Annotated in this window: 21 protein-coding genes and 1 other annotated feature; of the genes, 20 read left to right on the forward strand and 1 reads right to left on the reverse strand. The window is 38.0% G+C overall.

Annotated features, from left to right (window positions below):
- The first annotated feature begins 3 nt into the window (after positions 1-3).
- The 16 genes from mreC (at position 4) to AC2CGN_RS08475 (ending at position 12,192) form a co-directional block, all read left to right on the forward strand.
- Complete coding sequence (mreC, locus tag AC2CGN_RS08400; RefSeq protein WP_313373087.1) at positions 4-918, forward strand: rod shape-determining protein MreC; 915 nt, start codon at positions 4-6, stop codon at positions 916-918.
- Complete coding sequence (gene mreD, locus AC2CGN_RS08405) at positions 918-1,442, forward strand: rod shape-determining protein MreD (RefSeq protein WP_283868924.1); 525 nt, start codon at positions 918-920, stop codon at positions 1,440-1,442. The genes mreC and mreD overlap by 1 nt, the downstream gene beginning before the upstream one ends.
- A gap of 27 nt (positions 1,443-1,469) precedes the next feature.
- On the forward strand, positions 1,470-2,138 hold the full coding sequence (gene minC / locus AC2CGN_RS08410) for a septum site-determining protein MinC (RefSeq protein WP_429982621.1): 669 nt from the start codon (positions 1,470-1,472) through the stop codon (positions 2,136-2,138).
- Between the two features lies 1 nt (position 2,139).
- The gene (minD, locus tag AC2CGN_RS08415) at positions 2,140-2,937 is read left to right on the forward strand and encodes a septum site-determining protein MinD (RefSeq protein ID WP_429987772.1); all 798 of its coding nucleotides are present in this window, start codon (positions 2,140-2,142) and stop codon (positions 2,935-2,937) included.
- 189 nt (positions 2,938-3,126) lie between these two features.
- Positions 3,127-3,681, forward strand: coding sequence for a peptidoglycan DD-metalloendopeptidase family protein (locus AC2CGN_RS08420; protein WP_313373084.1), 555 nt, complete (start codon positions 3,127-3,129; stop codon positions 3,679-3,681).
- On the forward strand, positions 3,671-4,282 hold the full coding sequence (locus tag AC2CGN_RS08425; protein ID WP_429982618.1) for a site-2 protease family protein: 612 nt from the start codon (positions 3,671-3,673) through the stop codon (positions 4,280-4,282). The genes AC2CGN_RS08420 and AC2CGN_RS08425 overlap by 11 nt, the downstream gene beginning before the upstream one ends.
- Before the next feature lie 45 nt (positions 4,283-4,327).
- Positions 4,328-4,402: a sequence feature (ribosomal protein L21 leader region), on the forward strand.
- Between the two features lie 14 nt (positions 4,403-4,416).
- The gene (gene rplU / locus AC2CGN_RS08430; RefSeq protein WP_313373082.1) at positions 4,417-4,725 is read left to right on the forward strand and encodes a 50S ribosomal protein L21; all 309 of its coding nucleotides are present in this window, start codon (positions 4,417-4,419) and stop codon (positions 4,723-4,725) included.
- A 16-nt stretch (positions 4,726-4,741) separates the two neighbouring features.
- A complete protein-coding gene (locus AC2CGN_RS08435) occupies positions 4,742-5,098 on the forward strand; it encodes a ribosomal-processing cysteine protease Prp (protein ID WP_429985781.1) in 357 nt (118 codons plus the stop codon).
- The gene (rpmA, locus tag AC2CGN_RS08440) at positions 5,095-5,394 is read left to right on the forward strand and encodes a 50S ribosomal protein L27 (protein ID WP_053484817.1); all 300 of its coding nucleotides are present in this window, start codon (positions 5,095-5,097) and stop codon (positions 5,392-5,394) included. The genes AC2CGN_RS08435 and rpmA overlap by 4 nt, the downstream gene beginning before the upstream one ends.
- Positions 5,395-5,732: 338 nt before the next feature.
- The gene (locus tag AC2CGN_RS08445) at positions 5,733-6,338 is read left to right on the forward strand and encodes a hypothetical protein (protein WP_484513302.1); all 606 of its coding nucleotides are present in this window, start codon (positions 5,733-5,735) and stop codon (positions 6,336-6,338) included.
- 326 nt (positions 6,339-6,664) lie between these two features.
- Complete coding sequence (locus AC2CGN_RS08450) at positions 6,665-7,366, forward strand: Spo0B domain-containing protein (RefSeq protein WP_313373079.1); 702 nt, start codon at positions 6,665-6,667, stop codon at positions 7,364-7,366.
- Between the two features lie 5 nt (positions 7,367-7,371).
- Positions 7,372-8,661: a GTPase ObgE gene (gene obgE, locus AC2CGN_RS08455; RefSeq protein WP_484513304.1), complete on the forward strand. Its 1,290-nt coding sequence runs from the start codon at positions 7,372-7,374 to the stop codon at positions 8,659-8,661.
- A gap of 24 nt (positions 8,662-8,685) precedes the next feature.
- A complete protein-coding gene (locus AC2CGN_RS08460) occupies positions 8,686-9,141 on the forward strand; it encodes an ACT domain-containing protein (protein WP_283868916.1) in 456 nt (151 codons plus the stop codon).
- 187 nt (positions 9,142-9,328) lie between these two features.
- Positions 9,329-10,207, forward strand: coding sequence for a prephenate dehydratase (pheA, locus tag AC2CGN_RS08465; protein WP_313373077.1), 879 nt, complete (start codon positions 9,329-9,331; stop codon positions 10,205-10,207).
- A gap of 21 nt (positions 10,208-10,228) precedes the next feature.
- On the forward strand, positions 10,229-10,624 hold the full coding sequence (locus tag AC2CGN_RS08470; RefSeq protein ID WP_429985778.1) for a thiol-disulfide oxidoreductase DCC family protein: 396 nt from the start codon (positions 10,229-10,231) through the stop codon (positions 10,622-10,624).
- Positions 10,625-11,430: 806 nt separating this feature from the next.
- Positions 11,431-12,192: an NO-inducible flavohemoprotein gene (locus AC2CGN_RS08475; RefSeq protein WP_484513307.1), complete on the forward strand. Its 762-nt coding sequence runs from the start codon at positions 11,431-11,433 to the stop codon at positions 12,190-12,192.
- Between the two features lie 34 nt (positions 12,193-12,226).
- Here AC2CGN_RS08475 and AC2CGN_RS08480 read toward each other — a convergent pair whose 3' ends face one another.
- The gene (locus AC2CGN_RS08480) at positions 12,227-12,760 is read right to left on the reverse strand and encodes a transcription repressor NadR (protein WP_313373074.1); all 534 of its coding nucleotides are present in this window, start codon (positions 12,758-12,760) and stop codon (positions 12,227-12,229) included.
- Positions 12,761-12,902: 142 nt separating this feature from the next.
- Between AC2CGN_RS08480 and AC2CGN_RS08485 the strand changes: the two genes are divergently transcribed.
- The 4 genes from AC2CGN_RS08485 (at position 12,903) to ruvB (ending at position 16,645) form a co-directional block, all read left to right on the forward strand.
- Positions 12,903-14,021 carry a LysM peptidoglycan-binding domain-containing protein gene (locus tag AC2CGN_RS08485; protein ID WP_484513310.1) on the forward strand — a complete coding sequence of 373 codons (1,119 nt, stop codon included), beginning with the start codon at positions 12,903-12,905 and terminating at the stop codon, positions 14,019-14,021.
- A 34-nt stretch (positions 14,022-14,055) separates the two neighbouring features.
- Entirely contained in the window at positions 14,056-14,889 is an 834-nt protein-coding gene (locus tag AC2CGN_RS08490) for a phosphotransferase (RefSeq protein WP_484513674.1), read from the forward strand.
- Between the two features lie 112 nt (positions 14,890-15,001).
- Positions 15,002-15,622, forward strand: coding sequence for a Holliday junction branch migration protein RuvA (gene ruvA / locus AC2CGN_RS08495; RefSeq protein WP_283868908.1), 621 nt, complete (start codon positions 15,002-15,004; stop codon positions 15,620-15,622).
- An 18-nt stretch (positions 15,623-15,640) separates the two neighbouring features.
- On the forward strand, positions 15,641-16,645 hold the full coding sequence (ruvB, locus tag AC2CGN_RS08500; RefSeq protein ID WP_429982612.1) for a Holliday junction branch migration DNA helicase RuvB: 1,005 nt from the start codon (positions 15,641-15,643) through the stop codon (positions 16,643-16,645).
- Positions 16,646-16,661: the final 16 nt, after the last annotated feature.

The raw sequence follows: 16,661 nt of genomic DNA on the forward strand, positions 1-16,661 counted from the left end.
GCAATGCCACATTTTTTTTTCAATAAGAAAGTAATTTTGCTGCTTGTGGGCATGGTTTTTCTTGTGGCATTGATTAGCTTCTCATTACGTGATCGGACGAACGCAACTCTACCAGAGCAAATTATTAAAGATACTGTCGGCGTCGCACAATCTATTGTTGCGAAGCCGGCGAACTATATTTCAGGTATTTTTAATAAAATTGACTCCCTCTTAAACACGTACGAAGAAAATAAACGTTTAAAAGCACGCTTAGAAGATTTTGCGGTTGTACAAGCTGAAGCAGCGGATTTAAAATTAGATAACAAAAAGTTACAAGAGCTTATTGATAAATCAGAGAGCTTAAAAGATTATAATCCAATTCATGCAACAGTTATTGCTAGAAATCCAGACCAATGGGAAGAAAAAATTATTTTAAATAAAGGATCTTCACATGGTGTAGAAAAAAATATGGCAGTTATGACGGCGAAAGGTTTAGTCGGTAAAATCATTTTAGTGACTCCTTTCACATCTGAGGTAGAGCTTTTATATACAAATAATCCAAACTATCGTGTTTCGGCGATGGTATTAGGAGATAAAGAAGCATACGGTTTAATCGAGGGCTTTGATAAAGAACGTAATGAACTCATTTTGAAGCGAATCGATTCTAGCTTAACAGTTAAGAAAGGCCAGCAAGTGGTTTCTTCAGGTCTTGGCGGTATTTTCCCAAAAGGAGTGCCAATCGGAGAAATTACGGAAGTAAGTACAGATGATTTTGGCTTAACAAAAATGGCCTATGTAAAACCATCTGCAGATTTTTCAATTTTAGACCATGTTGTGATTGCAAAACGCACATCGACAGTTATTGATGGGTTGGATGGCAATGCAACCAATAAGGATTTAACAAACCCACCAGAGGTGAATGAAGAGGAGGAAAAATAATGGTTCGATTTCTCATCCCCTCTGTAGCGGTTTTACTATTTTTACTAGAACCAGAGTTTGCGATGCTTTCACCAATTGAAGTGAAAGGGCATATCTATTATTTAGTTCCACGATTTTTAATCTTATATTTAATTTTTATATCCATCTATTACAGCCGTCAGCGTGCGGTAATGTATGGACTTTTTTTTGGTGTCTTGTATGATGTGTTTTACATTGATATTATTGGATTATATTCAGTACTATATCCACTTATTTGTTTTTTAGCAGGGTCTATCGTGAAAGTGATTCATCAGCACTTAGTTGTGACAACATCCATCTCAGTTATTTTAGTAGCTATTTTAGAATTTATACTCTATCAATTTTTCTATCTTATCGACTTTACAGCAATCCCATTATCAGAATTCTTACGTTCACGACTACTTCCAACAATCATTGCAAATGCTTTATTTTTAATGATGCTTGGTTGGGCTTTCAAATATTTAATAAATGCGCGTGTCTTACAGAGAGCACGTGAAGTTTCTTAACAAAGAGCAACGTGAGGTGAGGCATTCATGAAAAAACAGTTAGTGAATATGAAGGGAACAAAGGATGGTTTTGTTCTTCGTTTAGATGATCAATGTGCATATGTCGATTTAGTAGAAGAATTAAAGAAAAAGGTTTCAGAAAGCGGTATCGATGGCAAAGTGAATGTCCAATTAGATTTAGGCTATCGATACTGTTCAGAAGAACAAATGAATGAGCTAATTAAAATTGTGCAGGAAACAGAGCAACTTATCGTTTCAAAAGTGCAAAGTGAAGTACTGACTATCCAAGAAAGCAACCAGAAAATGATTGAAAGTCAACAAGATACATATATAGGCGTGGTCAGATCGGGACAAATTGTGCGTTCGGCTGGTGATATTATCGTCGTTGGAAATGTCAACCCAAATGGACGTGTGGAAGCTGGTGGTAATGTGTATGTTCTAGGTAGACTTAAAGGCATTGTACATGCTGGTCTTCATGGTAATAAGGAAGCAATTATTGCAGCATCCCGCTTTGAGGCAACACATATCATGATTGCTGATCAGGTTCAAGCAATGTCAGACGAACATGTAAAAGCGATTAATCAGGCAGAGATGACATGTGCATTTATCGGCTACGATGGGCGTATTACGTACGATCAAATCCATGTGTTAAAAAATATTCGACCATTGTTAAATGTGTCTAAGGGAGGAAGCTAGTGTGGGAGAAGCGATCGTCATAACTTCAGGTAAAGGCGGTGTCGGAAAAACAACGACAACGGCTAACCTTGGGACTGCATTGGCTCTACAAGGTAAAAAAGTATGTTTGGTAGATACTGATATTGGCCTACGTAATTTGGATGTAATATTAGGTCTTGAGAATCGGATTATTTATGATTTAGTTGATGTTGTTGAAGGACGTTGTAAAATTCATCAAGCACTCATAAAAGATAAACGGGTAGATGAGAAACTATTTTTATTACCTGCTGCTCAAACGACAGATAAAAATTCCGTTAATCCTGAGCAAATGAAGAGCTTAATAGAAGAGTTAAAAAGAGATTATGATTATGTATTAATAGATTGTCCTGCTGGTATTGAGCAAGGTTACCGTAATGCTGTTGCTGGTGCAGAGCATGCAATCGTAGTAACGACACCAGAAATCTCTGCCGTGCGTGATGCGGATCGCATTATTGGCTTGCTTGAGCAGGAAGAAATTACAGCACCTAAGCTCATTATTAATCGTATTCGGCAGCATATGATGAAAAACGGAGATACACTTGATGTAAATGAGATAACAACACATTTGTCTATCGACTTATTAGGTATAATTGTAGATAATGAAGATGTTATTTCATCATCAAATAAAGGTGAGCCAATTGTCATGGACCCTGCCAATAAGGCATCCTTAGGCTATCGTAATATTGCTCGCCGAATACTTGGTGAATCCGTACCGCTTATGGCGATTGAAAATGAAAATAGGGGTGTATTTTCAAAACTGAAAGCGTTATTTTCGAGATAAACCTTCGAGTCTTTTCGTGCATTTGTACGAGAAGGCTTTTTTTGTTGGTTTGATGGAGAGAAGTGCCAAAGCGATGGATAGAAACACTGAAATGATAGAACCCTCACTATCGGGATATTTGAATTGTTCAAAAATTTTTTTGCATGAATGGACATGCAATCACATATAGTGTGAAAAAAGGATGAGGGCTTGTTTAAAAAATGGAAATGGTTGGTCACAATCTTACTTGTGGCAGGAATTATGCTAGTGATTCGTCTAGAAGATCAAGGAGTGTTGGATACACCTGTGCGAAAGCTTGTGACAACATCTGAGGATTTAACTTATTTAAGCGAGCTTGGACAAAGCTGGTTAAACAAAGAGGATGAAGCCATTTTAGTATCGAGTGATGTTGGGCAAGCTGAACTTTTAGCGTTTGCAAATGCTCAAGTTTTTAAGGAAGGCTTTTTATTGCAGTATGATATAGGTTTACCTATCTATGCTGGACAGAATGGTTTAGTTGTTTTTACAGGTCATACAAAATACACAGGTAAAACGATGACGATTACCTACGATGATGGCACAACAGTTTCCTATGGTATGCTGGATAGTTTAGCACAGCTACCATATACAACGGTGCAGGCAAATGATTTAATCGGGATGAAAGAGGCTGGACAACTCTATCTATCAATTGAAAAAGATAAAACACATTATAATTTAGAGCAGATTGTGCAGTGGCTGGAATCAACAACAACAGATGAGAATTAAATTACATCTTCTCTGTATCCCTCTCGTATTGTTAATGATTTTTAGTGGCCAAATTGCCTACTATGCTATTATTTTAACTTCCTTACTTTGGCATGAGGCTGGACATCTACTAGCCGCAACGCTTTGTGGCGTTAAGGTAAAATCATGCGTTATTACACCATATGGAGGGGAAATCAAATTTGAGAATCCAGCGGTTGTGCCAGCATCGTCACTCCTATGGATTGCCCTAGGGGGACCAATCGCTACAATAATAGGGATTGGCCTCGCTTTTTTTATGCCCGAGCTTCTTGCCAATAAGCTTATCAATGTTCAGCTTGTCCTTTTAGCTATTAATTTATTACCGATTATTCCGCTTGATGGTGGTCGAATTCTTATGGCATGTTTGTTTTTATTTTATCCAAGTGTTCGTACGCTTGAATATTACTATTGGCTTTCTCTCATAATAACATCTATCATATTTATTTTAACGTTAATTAATCTACCGAATTCTATTTTTATAGCAATTCTTTGTTTATTTATTTGGCTTCAAGCAATTAAAGAATGGAACTATCGAAAATATAGCTTAGCATTTGAGAAATATGTGATGAATAGATTGACTTAAAAAAAAGCATGTGGTAATATTTTAATGTTATTGTTTGTAGCACCTGTGCTACTACAACCGCTCTGGAAAGGTTTAAGTATCTTTGATCACCTTTATATACAGGCGAGTCTGAGTCTAAGAGGAGGTGCAGTAAAATGTACGCAATTATTGAAACTGGTGGTAAACAAATCAAAGTAGAAGCTGGTCAAGAAATCTATGTTGAAAAATTAGGTGTAGAAGCTGACGAGGTTGTAACTTTTGATAAAGTATTATTCGTTGGTGGCGAAAACGTTAAAGTTGGCGCTCCATTCGTAGAAGGCGCTACTGTAACAGCTAAAGCTGTGAAAGAAGGCCGTGCGAAAAAAATCGTTGTTTTCAAAATGAAAGCTAAAAAGAACTACCGTCGTAAACAAGGTCACCGTCAACCTTATACAAAATTAGTTGTTGAAACAATCAACGCTTAATTGTGAGGTGTAACGAATGATACAAGTTACGATTCATCACAATGAAAATAGACATGTGTCAGCATTTGAATTTTCAGGACATGCTGAATACGATGAATCTGGTAAGGATTTAGTATGTGCAGGGGCATCTACCATTGCCATTGGTACAGTAAATGCTATTTATGCACTATTACAAATCCAGCCAGAAGTCGAACAAGCTGCTGAAGGTGGAGGCTATCTTAAGGTAGATTTACCATCAGATTTAGAGCCTGAGATTGATGCAAAACTACAGTTAATTGTCCAAGTTATGACTGCCCAAGTGTATTCAATGGTGCAAAACTATGGACAATACATCCAAATCAACTACAACCAAGTAGGAGGTGGAACACGATGAAATTATTATTAGCATTAGACCTTCAACTTTTCGCATCGAAAAAAGGGGTAGGTTCTACTAAAAACGGACGTGACTCTGAGTCTAAACGCCTTGGTGCTAAACGTGCTGATGGCCAATTCGTAACTGGTGGTTCAATTCTTTACCGTCAACGCGGTACAAAAATTTACCCAGGTACTAACGTAGGTCGCGGTGGTGACGATACACTATTTGCTAAAGTTGATGGCGTTGTTAAATTCGAACGCTTAGGTCGCGATCGCAAACAAGTATCTGTATACCCAGCATCACAAGAAGCTTAATTATTAAAGGACTGCTATAGAAGCAGTCCTTTTTTTACTGCTACCATATATTTATTGTGCTATTCTTATAATTTGATACATACTATGACTCTTCACTAAATAGAGTTAATGAAATAACTCCTATAAGCGAAAAAATTGATCGTAGGCGAATACGATTGATAATTTGCAATAAAGGTTAATCATTAATCCTGATGTGAGGATGCATAATTTTTTCTCTTTCAGCAATCGGGCCATTTAACGGAGTAATTCTTATTGTGAAATTGAAACTAATTTGAAATGATATAATGAAATATTGATTAATTGGGGGGCAAAAAATGCGACGCTTTAAAAGCCGATACTTGTTTATAATTTTTGCTTTGTTGTTAACAGGTTGTGTAAACGTAGAAAAAGAAAAATCTTTAGAAAAGGAAAAATCGCCATTAACTACGCAAATAACCATTGAGCCCTATAACATGAGCGAGAAAGAAAACCTACTTATTAGCAAGACAGGTGTGGGGCACATTGAATTTTTCAAGCTGAATGGCACTCCGAAAGACGAGGATCAATTGTACTTCTCAGTGGAGGTATTTAAAAACGGTAAGTTTAAAGAGGAATTGCTAAAGACTTGGGATGGACCTGAAACAAAATATCAAGACAGCTTTATTTCCTTTGGAATAAGTGACATTGAAAATGAAGGTCATTCTTTGAAACTAATCACAGGTACACCAACTGGCATTGCTACAACTGTTTATTCAAATAACATGACATCTTCTTCTTTCGGTAAGCTAGTCGGCGGCAAAGTTACTTTAGAAAAAAATAAACCTGTTTATTTAGCAGCGTGGCTAGGCACTACTAAAAACGAGCTGAGTTTTGGTGGAGGTAATAATGGGGAACTACCCTCGGGTCTTGAAGAAGCTGAACTCACATTTTTATACAAAGTTATATGGGCCGATAAAGAAAAGTAATAATTTCGACTTATTCAGCATATGGGCTCAAATGTGAAGGACACAGATAGAAAATAGCCAAAACTTTATAAAAAACCGATATAATAGCTAAGAATCTATTTTGATCAATCTTTTTTTCAAAATGGATTCTTTTTATTTAATTTAACTTTATTTCAAAGCAACGACAATGATATACGTAATGTATAGGGGAAATAGATTCTGTTTGATAGGCTAAATTTGTGGAAGCTAGTGTACAGTCAATGAAATAAGTTTTGTAAGCCAAACACAATGATTTTTATGAGTATCCCGAGACAGTTGTCACGGATTCAAGGGAATGGATTGTACAGGTGCAATTCAAAATCCAGACGCATTGTTTATCTGTAGCGAAAGCAAAGCAGCAGCTACAATTACGCCAAGGCGAAATTGATTGGTTATGCATCATAAAATTCGATGAAGAATTAAGGGAAAAATACAGTAAAACTTGTTATACTAGTAAGGATAACTTTATTGGAGTGAATGGGATGAACAATCAATCACTAACCATTAGTGAAGTATTACGTTTTGCAAATCATGATTATGTGAATCAACTTCAACTGATTCGCATGAATTTAGATTTAGGTAGAATTGACGAATCGAAAGAACTTATTCAAAATTATTCAGAGCAATTACGAAAAATTTCTATCCTTAATCGTTTACAATTACCACAAACAATTGAGTGGCTACAAACGGCTGGCTGGCGCTATCCTTCCTTATCATTAGAGCTTAGTGGAGAGATAAATAAGCCTGTTACCAATAATATTGATAGGGAAGTTGTAGATACCTTAAACAAAACAGTTATGCATGTTTATGATACATTAGATCCATTTACAGAACAGAAACTAGCGCTTGATGTACGTGTTGACGATCATACATTTGTCGTGACATTCACGCTAAATGGGCTATGGAGTGCTGATGCATTCACCGAAAAAGGTTTGAAACAATTAGACATTCAAACAATTGAACAGACAAAAACAAGCTGGCGATATGTATTGAGTGCAAATAGGGAGTGAACTAAATGTTTGTCGATCACGTGAAGATTTATGTAAAAGGTGGCGACGGTGGTGACGGAATGGTTGCCTTTCGCCGAGAAAAATATGTTCCAAATGGTGGTCCAGCTGGCGGTGATGGTGGACATGGCGGGAATGTAGTATTTGAAGTTGATGAGGGTTTACGTACATTAATGGATTTCCGCTATAAACGCCATTTCAAGGCGCCTCGTGGTGAGCATGGTATGAGTAAAGGAATGCATGGTAAAAATGCTGATGATTTAATTATTAAAGTACCACCAGGAACAGTAGTTATCAATGAAGAAAATGAAGCAGTTATTGCTGATTTAGTAGAGCATGGTCAAAGAGCTATCATTGCGAAAGCTGGTCGAGGTGGCCGTGGAAATTCCCGCTTTGCAACACCAGCAAATCCAGCTCCAGAACTTTCTGAAAAAGGTGAGCCAGGACAAGAATTAAATGTTATATTAGAGTTAAAAGTTTTAGCAGATGTAGGACTAGTAGGATTCCCAAGTGTTGGTAAATCTACACTTCTATCAGTTGTTTCTGCTGCTAAGCCAAAAATAGGTGCTTATCATTTTACAACAATCGTTCCGAATTTAGGTATGATTGAGACAGAGGATCATCGTAGCTTTGCGATGGCAGATTTACCTGGTCTAATTGAAGGAGCGCATGAAGGGGTGGGCTTAGGTCATCAGTTTTTACGTCATATCGAGCGTACACGTGTTATTGTTCATGTGATCGATATGTCAGGGATGGAAGGTCGCGATCCATATGAGGATTATTTAACAATTAATGAGGAATTAAAACAATATAATCTTCGTTTAACAGAACGTCCTCAAATTATTGTAGCCAATAAAATGGATATGCCAGAAGCAGAAAATAACTTAGCGGAGTTCCGCCAAAAAGTAGGAGAGGATATTCAAATCTTCCCCATTTCTGCGATTTCGCGTCAAGGTTTGAAAGAATTATTATTTGCCATTGCAGATTTACTAGAGGTAACACCTGAATTCCCTCTATATGATGATTTAGAGGAGCAATCAGAGACAACAGTTATGTATAAACATGAAGCAAAAGGCGAAGATTTTGAAATCACTCGTGATGATGATGGTGCATTTATTATTAGTGGTTATGCCATTGAACGCCTATTCAAAATGACTGACTTTAGCCGTGAAGATGGAATTCGTCGTTTTGCTCGTCAATTGCGTGCAATGGGCGTAGATGAAGCTTTACGTGAACGTGGTGCGCAAGATGGCGATACAGTTCGTCTGCAAGAGTTTGAATTTGAATTTGTCGATTAAGACAAGAGTTTTAGGGGGAAGCGTATGAAGAATGTTGCGAATCAGCGATATTATTTAGTTCGTGAAGATGTTTTAACAGATGCTATGCAAAAAACTTTGGAGGCGAAGCACTTACTTTCAAGTGGCTCAGTTTCATCCATTTGGGATGCGGTAAAGCAGGTGGATTTATCGCGAAGTGCGTTTTACAAATATCGTGATGCTGTATTTCCTTTCCACTCAATTGTGCAGGAACGCATTTTAACAGTCTTTTTACAGCTTCAAGACCGTAAAGGAACACTTGCCAAGCTTTTAGAAACAGTGACAAACACACATTGCAATGTGCTAACTATTCATCAAACTATACCTATTCAAGGACGTGCTAATGTAACTTTGTCCTTAGATGTAACGAGCATGACCTGTGAGCTTGATGAATTAATACAACAACTAAAACGTTTAGATTTTGTAGAATCAGCGGAAGTTATTAGTTCCGGTGCATTGTAATAGCTGTTTTGACTTACTGCTATAGGACGGCAAATAAGGCTTTAAGAGGAGCAGTCTCATTAGAAATAGTATCTGATGGGACAGCTCCTTATTCTTATCATTTCAAAACGATTAGGATGTTAGTGAAGTTGTCAAAAACATATATAATATTTTTAAAACTACAATTGTAGTGAAGGAGGAAATTGCAATGACAGAGCAGCATTGGGAAAAACGAATCGCATATTTAGGACCAGAAGCATCTTTTACATACTTAGCCACAAAAGCAATCTTTCCAACTGAGTGGCTCGTCCCATGTGCAACAATTCCAGAATGCATTGAAGCGGTGGCAGATGGGAAGGTAGATTTAGCAGTTGTCCCTATGGAGAATGCACTTGAGGGCTCTGTAACACTGACACTTGATTATTTATTTCATGAGGCAATTTTATACGTTACAGGAGAGCTTCAACTAAAAATCCAGCAGCATTTAATGGTTAATAAAGCCCAAAAGGATCATTGGGAATCAATTAAAGGGGTTTATTCACATCCACACGCCCTAGCACAATGTCATAAATACTTATTCTATCGCTTCAGCCATGTACCATTACAGCAAACAACTTCAACTGCCGCTGCTGCAAAATTTGTATCCGAAAATCCAAATGAGTGCATTGCAGCAGTTGGTAATGCTGCAGCAGCAGAAAAATATGATTTGGAAATCGTTCAACCAAATATTCATGATTTCCATTTTAATCATACACGCTTCTTCGTATTATCAAAGCAAAATATACGGTTACCACAAGAACTATCAGACGGACAGGCAAAAACAACTTTTATGATTACGTTACCTACTGACCGATCAGGAGCATTACATCAAGTTCTATCAGTATTTGCGTGGCGACAGTTAAATTTAAGTAAAATTGAATCACGTCCATTAAAAACGGGCTTAGGTGATTATTTCTTTATGATTGATGTCTTAGCAGATGAAAAAGAACCTATGATGCGTGGGGCAATGGAAGAACTAGCTGCACTTGGTTGCAAGGTAAAGTCACTTGGTACTTATTTTACGTATTTGACGTCGGACGAATCATAGAAGCCAGTAAGGAGGTATAGTATGGGCGGTATTATTTTGTTTGATGGGGTCTGTAATTTTTGTGATAGCAGTGTGCAATTTGTTATTAAGCATGATCAGGCAGCATATTTTCAATTTGCATCCATCCAAAGTGATATAGGGCAAGCACTCCTTGCTAAATATAATGTGTCAGAGAATGTTGACAGTGTTATATTAATTGAGCATGGAAAGGCCTATGCTGAATCAACTGCTGCTCTAAGAATCAGCCGTAAATTAGATGGTTTTTGGCCAATCTGCTATCTTTTCACTCTTGTACCACCATTTTTACGAAATAGTGTGTACCGAGTAGTGGCAAAAAATAGATATCGTCTTTTCGGTCAAAAAAAAATGTGCCTTTTGCCTACACCTTCTCAGCAAAAAAGATTTCTCAAGCAATAAAATGTTGTTGAAATACTATTATGTCAATGAAATCAAGGTGACAAATTAAAAAGTATAACCCTTTTTCAAGACGAGGGGTTGATTTCCGTTCTGACTGAGTGCTTTCCTGGGTGCGTCCGATGAGCCGCTTCACTCGCGCTCCAGGGTCTCATCTGTGACGCTGAATCCCCGAGGAGTTACTCAGTCTACACTCCAATCAACCATTGCTCATTCATTGGTATTTCACATAAATGTATAGTGATAAATTGAAGTCTTAACCATCACTATTTTGCGCAAAATGGAGCTTTGATAACATTTTTCTATGCGAAAGCAGCGCGACAGCCATAAGTGGCTTTATGTAAAGGTAGAAATTTGTTTTATGCATAAAAATAAAATGTAGGTTGCCAGTTATAGAATTGTACCACTATTCTTTCCATTTAATGATGGTAAGTAACATGCTTTTACTTTACTTTTGAGGGAAGAAAATATTTAAAGTTCTACACTATTGCAGATTGGAGTGCAAGGCTACTCGACTCCCGTGGGATAGCGAGACAGACGAGACCCTGCACGGAGCGTCAGCGCAGGAAGCGGCTCGTCGCTCGCCCACAGGAAAGCGAGTAGCCTGGAACGGAAATCACCTTCATTTTGAATAAATATTCACAAAGAGTCCCTTGACCATTTAGTTTTTCAACACTATGAAAGCTATCCAATTTATATTGGATAGCTTTTTTTGTCAAAAAATGACTAAAATTGCGGAGCCGCTTTTTTCCTTAAACATGTTACACTAGTATTAATGGTATTTATTTGGTAAAAAAGGAGGGTAAAGTATGTTTTTGGTGGATATTCAAAAGGAGATTAAAAAAATTGCACCAGCAATACAACTAAATAAAGAAAAAATAAAGATACTTTTTGTGGAAAAATTACAGAACAATGAACCAGATTTCCTACATATGTTTCAAGATGATGTCAACAAAATAGAAGGATTCACAATGACTTTAATTGATATGGTTTTTGGAGCTGTGATGCAAGAATCTTTAAAGCAATTTATCCCATCCATAAAACCAATGGTACATCAGTACCAAAGCTTAGGCCTTTTACCAGATCACTATAAAAACTTAGGTAAATATTTAATAATTTCTATTCGCGAAGCATTGGAGGAAAGTGTAACACATGAAGAAATTATTGCATTTCAATTAATATTTTATCGATTAGCAGAAATTGCAACGCGATTAGAAAAAAGCGACTACAAAAAAGTAAAGATAGGTATGCAAACATGGTTTTTTAAATCATTTAGAGTTGTGAAAAAAGTACAGGAAAGCGATTTAGTCGTGTTAATTTATATTGTACCTATAGATGGTAATATAGCACCCATACATGGAACAGATAACTTTGTTTCAGTGCGTTTAACAATGCTAAATGAAGCGCCTTCTCTTCAGAAAAGTTACCGAGTAATTGAAAAGACAGGCCATAAAGGATATGTAATGATTATTAATCGAAGTGCTAACGATCGTCTAACGGATTATTTATTTAATCGGTTATCTGAAGGGGATACACTTGAGATTACCTTACCAAAACGTAATAGCTGCTAGTCTTTTTTAAAGAAGGCTAGCAGCTAAGAAAATGCTATTGGTCGGCAATTAAATAGCCTTTATTTTCTAATGTACGCTCAATCAAATTTAATATTTCAGTTGAAGGTGCAGAAATGACATGTAGATGTGTACCTCCAGTGAGCTCGGATAAGTAGCTTGCTTGTGTTTCATTAACGCGTTCAATAAATTGTTTAACCTCATGCCGATTAGAAACCATAAGAGACGCAGTAATTTCACCATAAATTGGATGCTCCACGATAACATTTTTCACTGTTCCACCGCAGTCAACTATGGTCAACAGCTCATCTTCAGCATCCTGTGATGTATGGAAACAGGGTATTGTCCGCTCTACTGTGTGCTGTAAGTGCTCCTGGTGCATATAGAGATAGCCTTGACTAGTTGCAATAATAGGCTCATTTCTAGCCTTTAATAATGTCATATCGTTGACAATGACTTGTCTTGATACATTGGCGAATTTAGCTAGATCTGTGCCTGTTATAGGTGTTGTACTATTTTTTAATTGTGCTAGAAGATGCAGTCTGCGTTCCTCGCCTAACATTTTTTTCATAAGAGATCACCTCTGCCTGTAATAAAGGAAGCAGTTTTCCTTAAAGCCTAGTGTACCATGAAGCATTTCCAACATGCGTGAATTTTTTGTATCCAAATGAAACATTGAACATATGATACGTAGAGAGGAAGGGAGGAAAACATTGCGTATTCATATTGTTCAAAAGGGAGATACGTTGTGGAAGATTGCCAAAGAATACGGCGTTTCGTTTGAAGATTTAAAGAGACTGAATGCCCACCTTGCCAATCCTGACTATATTGTTCCGGGCATGGAAATTATTTTGCCTGAAAAAATAAACAAAGATCCGCATAGAGAAGGGCATCGAGATGGAAACAGAGAGGGGCATAGGGAAACAAACTGGGGAACACATCGAGAAGGGCAAAGTGAAGGACAAAGAGAGAGGAATTGGGAATCACATAAAGAGGGACATAAAGAAACTCAAATGCACAAAGAATCACCTACAAAGCCAGTTAAAGAAAACGTAAAAAAAGAGGTACAAAGGCCAATGCCACCACCTGTTGTTGTGCCGCCACCACCAATGCCAGAGCCACAGATGATACCGATTCCTTATCCAATGCCAATGCCAATGCCACAGCAGCCAATGTTTGTACCACAGCCTGTAGAGCTAAGCTGGAACCAGCAAGTAGTTATGCCACAGGTAGAGCAAACACAAAACGTTGCACCACCTCCAGTACAAATTCAACCACCACCTGTCGTACAACCAGCACCGCAACCACCATTACCACAACCGATTTTTATCATGCCACCGCCAATGCCTGCAGTACCACATTGTTCTAGCTGCCATCAGCCAGTTCATCATCATATGTGGTGGCCAATGCACATGCCGATGCACATGCCGATGCACATGCCAATGCCAATGCATATGCCGATGCAGATGCCGATGGAACCACAAGTAGAGGCCTATACAATGCCACCACAACCAACATCTTGTGAAATGAAGGAAAGTAATGTAGCTGGAATGCAGAATTTCTTAGAATCAAGCACATCGCCATTCTTCCAAAAACCTGAACCATTTACGCAGCCTCAATTCCAGCCTATGCCTGAGATGAATATGGGGCAGTCCTGTGGGTGCAATACTCAGCCAATGATGCCGAATTGGCAAATGGACCCATGTCACTGTCAACCTGTCTGCCCACCACCGCCACCATGCCCATCGGCCTGCCCACCGCCGTGTCCGTCATGTGAGCCATGGGTGTCACCGCACTTATTCCCAGGCGGGATGACGCCTTATCGATGGTGAAAAAGCATACATTATTGAGGAATTAAAACCTAATATTTGGAAATATAAATATCGTTCCAAAAACTATTTTGTCAAGCGTGCAAAGCAATTAGAGATAGCAGAGAAGGTAAAGGCAATTCATCGACAGCTTGGACGGCTCGAACCTTCATTAGTTTTACCTATAGTGAATAGTGATGACGAGCATTTAATTGTGCATGTGTGGCAAGAGGGTAGTCATAGTGCTAATTTTACTTATAAAAAGGACAGAATAGAATCTCTTAAGCTCTTATTTGCTTTACATGATACTCATAAAAAAATAGCCTGGCAAAAAGTACCGGGCTTGCACACCTATTCACAGCTTCTAAAATGGCAAATGCGTCATCTACGTTTTAAAAGCAGACGCAATGAATTTCGCACTTTTTTAACAAAAGAAGAAATAGATCAGATTTTACACTATAGTGATAAATCCTTACAGTTAATCTCTATGGAGAACGTGCCCGAAAAAGATATTACACTTTTACATGGAGATGTTGTCCATCATAATTTTTTACGGTGCTCTAATGGTGAACTAAAGTTAATTGATTTTGATTTGGCACATCTAGGAGAAGCAGATGATGAATATATTTTATGGCTACATCGGGTATTGCCAGCAGTAGATTATGACCTTACTAAAATATTTTCAGAGTTACCAGAGCTGAAGCGATTAGATAAAAGAAAGTTACATCGTTTAAAATATCCTAATGAGCTATTACGTGAATGGCTTTTTGCAGTAGATTTACCATTAGATCAGCAACTAGTATTTTTAGATTATTTAGTACCGTTTACTAAACGTGCCCTCACATACTGGCCAAAATTGTGGTACGATATTGATAGAATGATGAAAAAATGACCGTCTTTTGGCGGTCATTTTTGTGTGGATGTAACTACTATACTATTTCTTATAGTCGAGCATTCGTTCGCTATATGCTATAATCGAAGACGATGATTGTGAGGGATTATAGATGTATGATTATTTAAAAGGACAAATAACACGTATTACCCCTGAGTATATTGTGCTCGAGCAGCAAGGAATTGGCTGGCAGCTAAACACACCCAATCCATTTGCATTTAGAACATCAGCACTTGAACAACAAATTTTTGTACACTTACACGTACGTGAAGATGCACAAGTATTATATGGTTTTCCTAATTTGGACCAACGAGAATTATTTCGTAAACTCATTTTAGTTTCAGGAATAGGGCCAAAGGGGGCATTGGCTATTCTAGCTACAGGAAACCCGCAGCAAGTAATTAGCGCTATTGAACGAGAAGATGAAACATTTTTAGTAAAATTCCCTGGTGTAGGGAAAAAAACAGCACGCCAGATGATTTTAGATTTAAAAGGCAAGCTGGGAACCTTATTGGATACAATTGAATTGCCAAGTACTGAGGATGAGTTACCACTGTTCGGTGTGAATCCGTACAAACATGAGTTAGAGGAAGCCATTCTTGCTTTAATGGCACTTGGTTATTCTGAAAAGGAGCTAGAAAAAGTGCGACCGCAGCTTGAGGAAAATGAAAAACTTCAAACGACAGATGCCTTTATGAAACAAGCGTTACAATTGCTACTTAAGTTGAAATAGTGAAAGGGGGAAAAGTACATGTCTGAACGTATGATGGCTAGTGAGGCAGGCAGCTATGATGAGCAATTTGAATTATCTTTAAGGCCCCAGCGATTGGCTCAATATATTGGACAGCATAAAGTAAAAGAGAATTTACAAATTTTCATTGAAGCAGCAAAGCTTCGTCAGGAAAGTTTGGATCATGTGCTGTTATATGGACCACCAGGACTTGGGAAAACGACATTAGCTGCTGTTATTGCCAATGAGATGAATGTCAATGTTCGCATGACAAGTGGCCCTGCGATTGAGCGTCCAGGAGATCTAGCAGCGATTTTAAGTTCACTAGAGCCTGGGGACGTCTTATTCATTGATGAGATTCATCGCCTACCTCGTGCCATTGAAGAAGTGTTATATCCAGCAATGGAGGACTTCTGTTTAGATATTGTGGTTGGAAAAGGTCCAGAAGCACGTTCTGTACGCCTTGATTTACCTCCCTTTACCCTTGTAGGTGCTACAACAAGAGCTGGCGCATTATCAGCCCCATTAAGGGATCGTTTTGGTGTTTTATTACGCTTAGAGTACTATGACGATATTTCCCTTGCTGAAATTGTTGCTCGAAGTGCACATTTATTTGAGGTAGGAATTGAGCAAATAGCAGCAATGGAAATGGCGAGGCGTTCTCGCGGTACACCTCGTATAGCTAATCGCCTATTGAAACGAGTGCGAGATTATGCACAGGTGCTTGGAGATGGTATGATAACAGAGAATCTTGCAAAGCAAGCACTTGAGTTATTACAAGTCGATCCTAGAGGACTTGATCATATTGACCATAAATTAGTGACCAATATGATTGAGCGCTTTCAGGGTGGTCCTGTAGGCCTAGATACCATAGCAGCATCTATTGGTGAGGAGCGGGTTACAATAGAAGATGTCTATGAGCCGTATTTAATGCAAATTGGCTTTATCCAGCGTACACCACGTGGAAGAGTCGCTAGTCATTTAGCCTACGAACATTTTGGATATGATTATCCTAAACAAACATAGAAGAAGGAAGTTTTTT

The sequence above is a fragment of the Lysinibacillus sp. DFXJR4 genome (genome assembly GCF_057196045.1).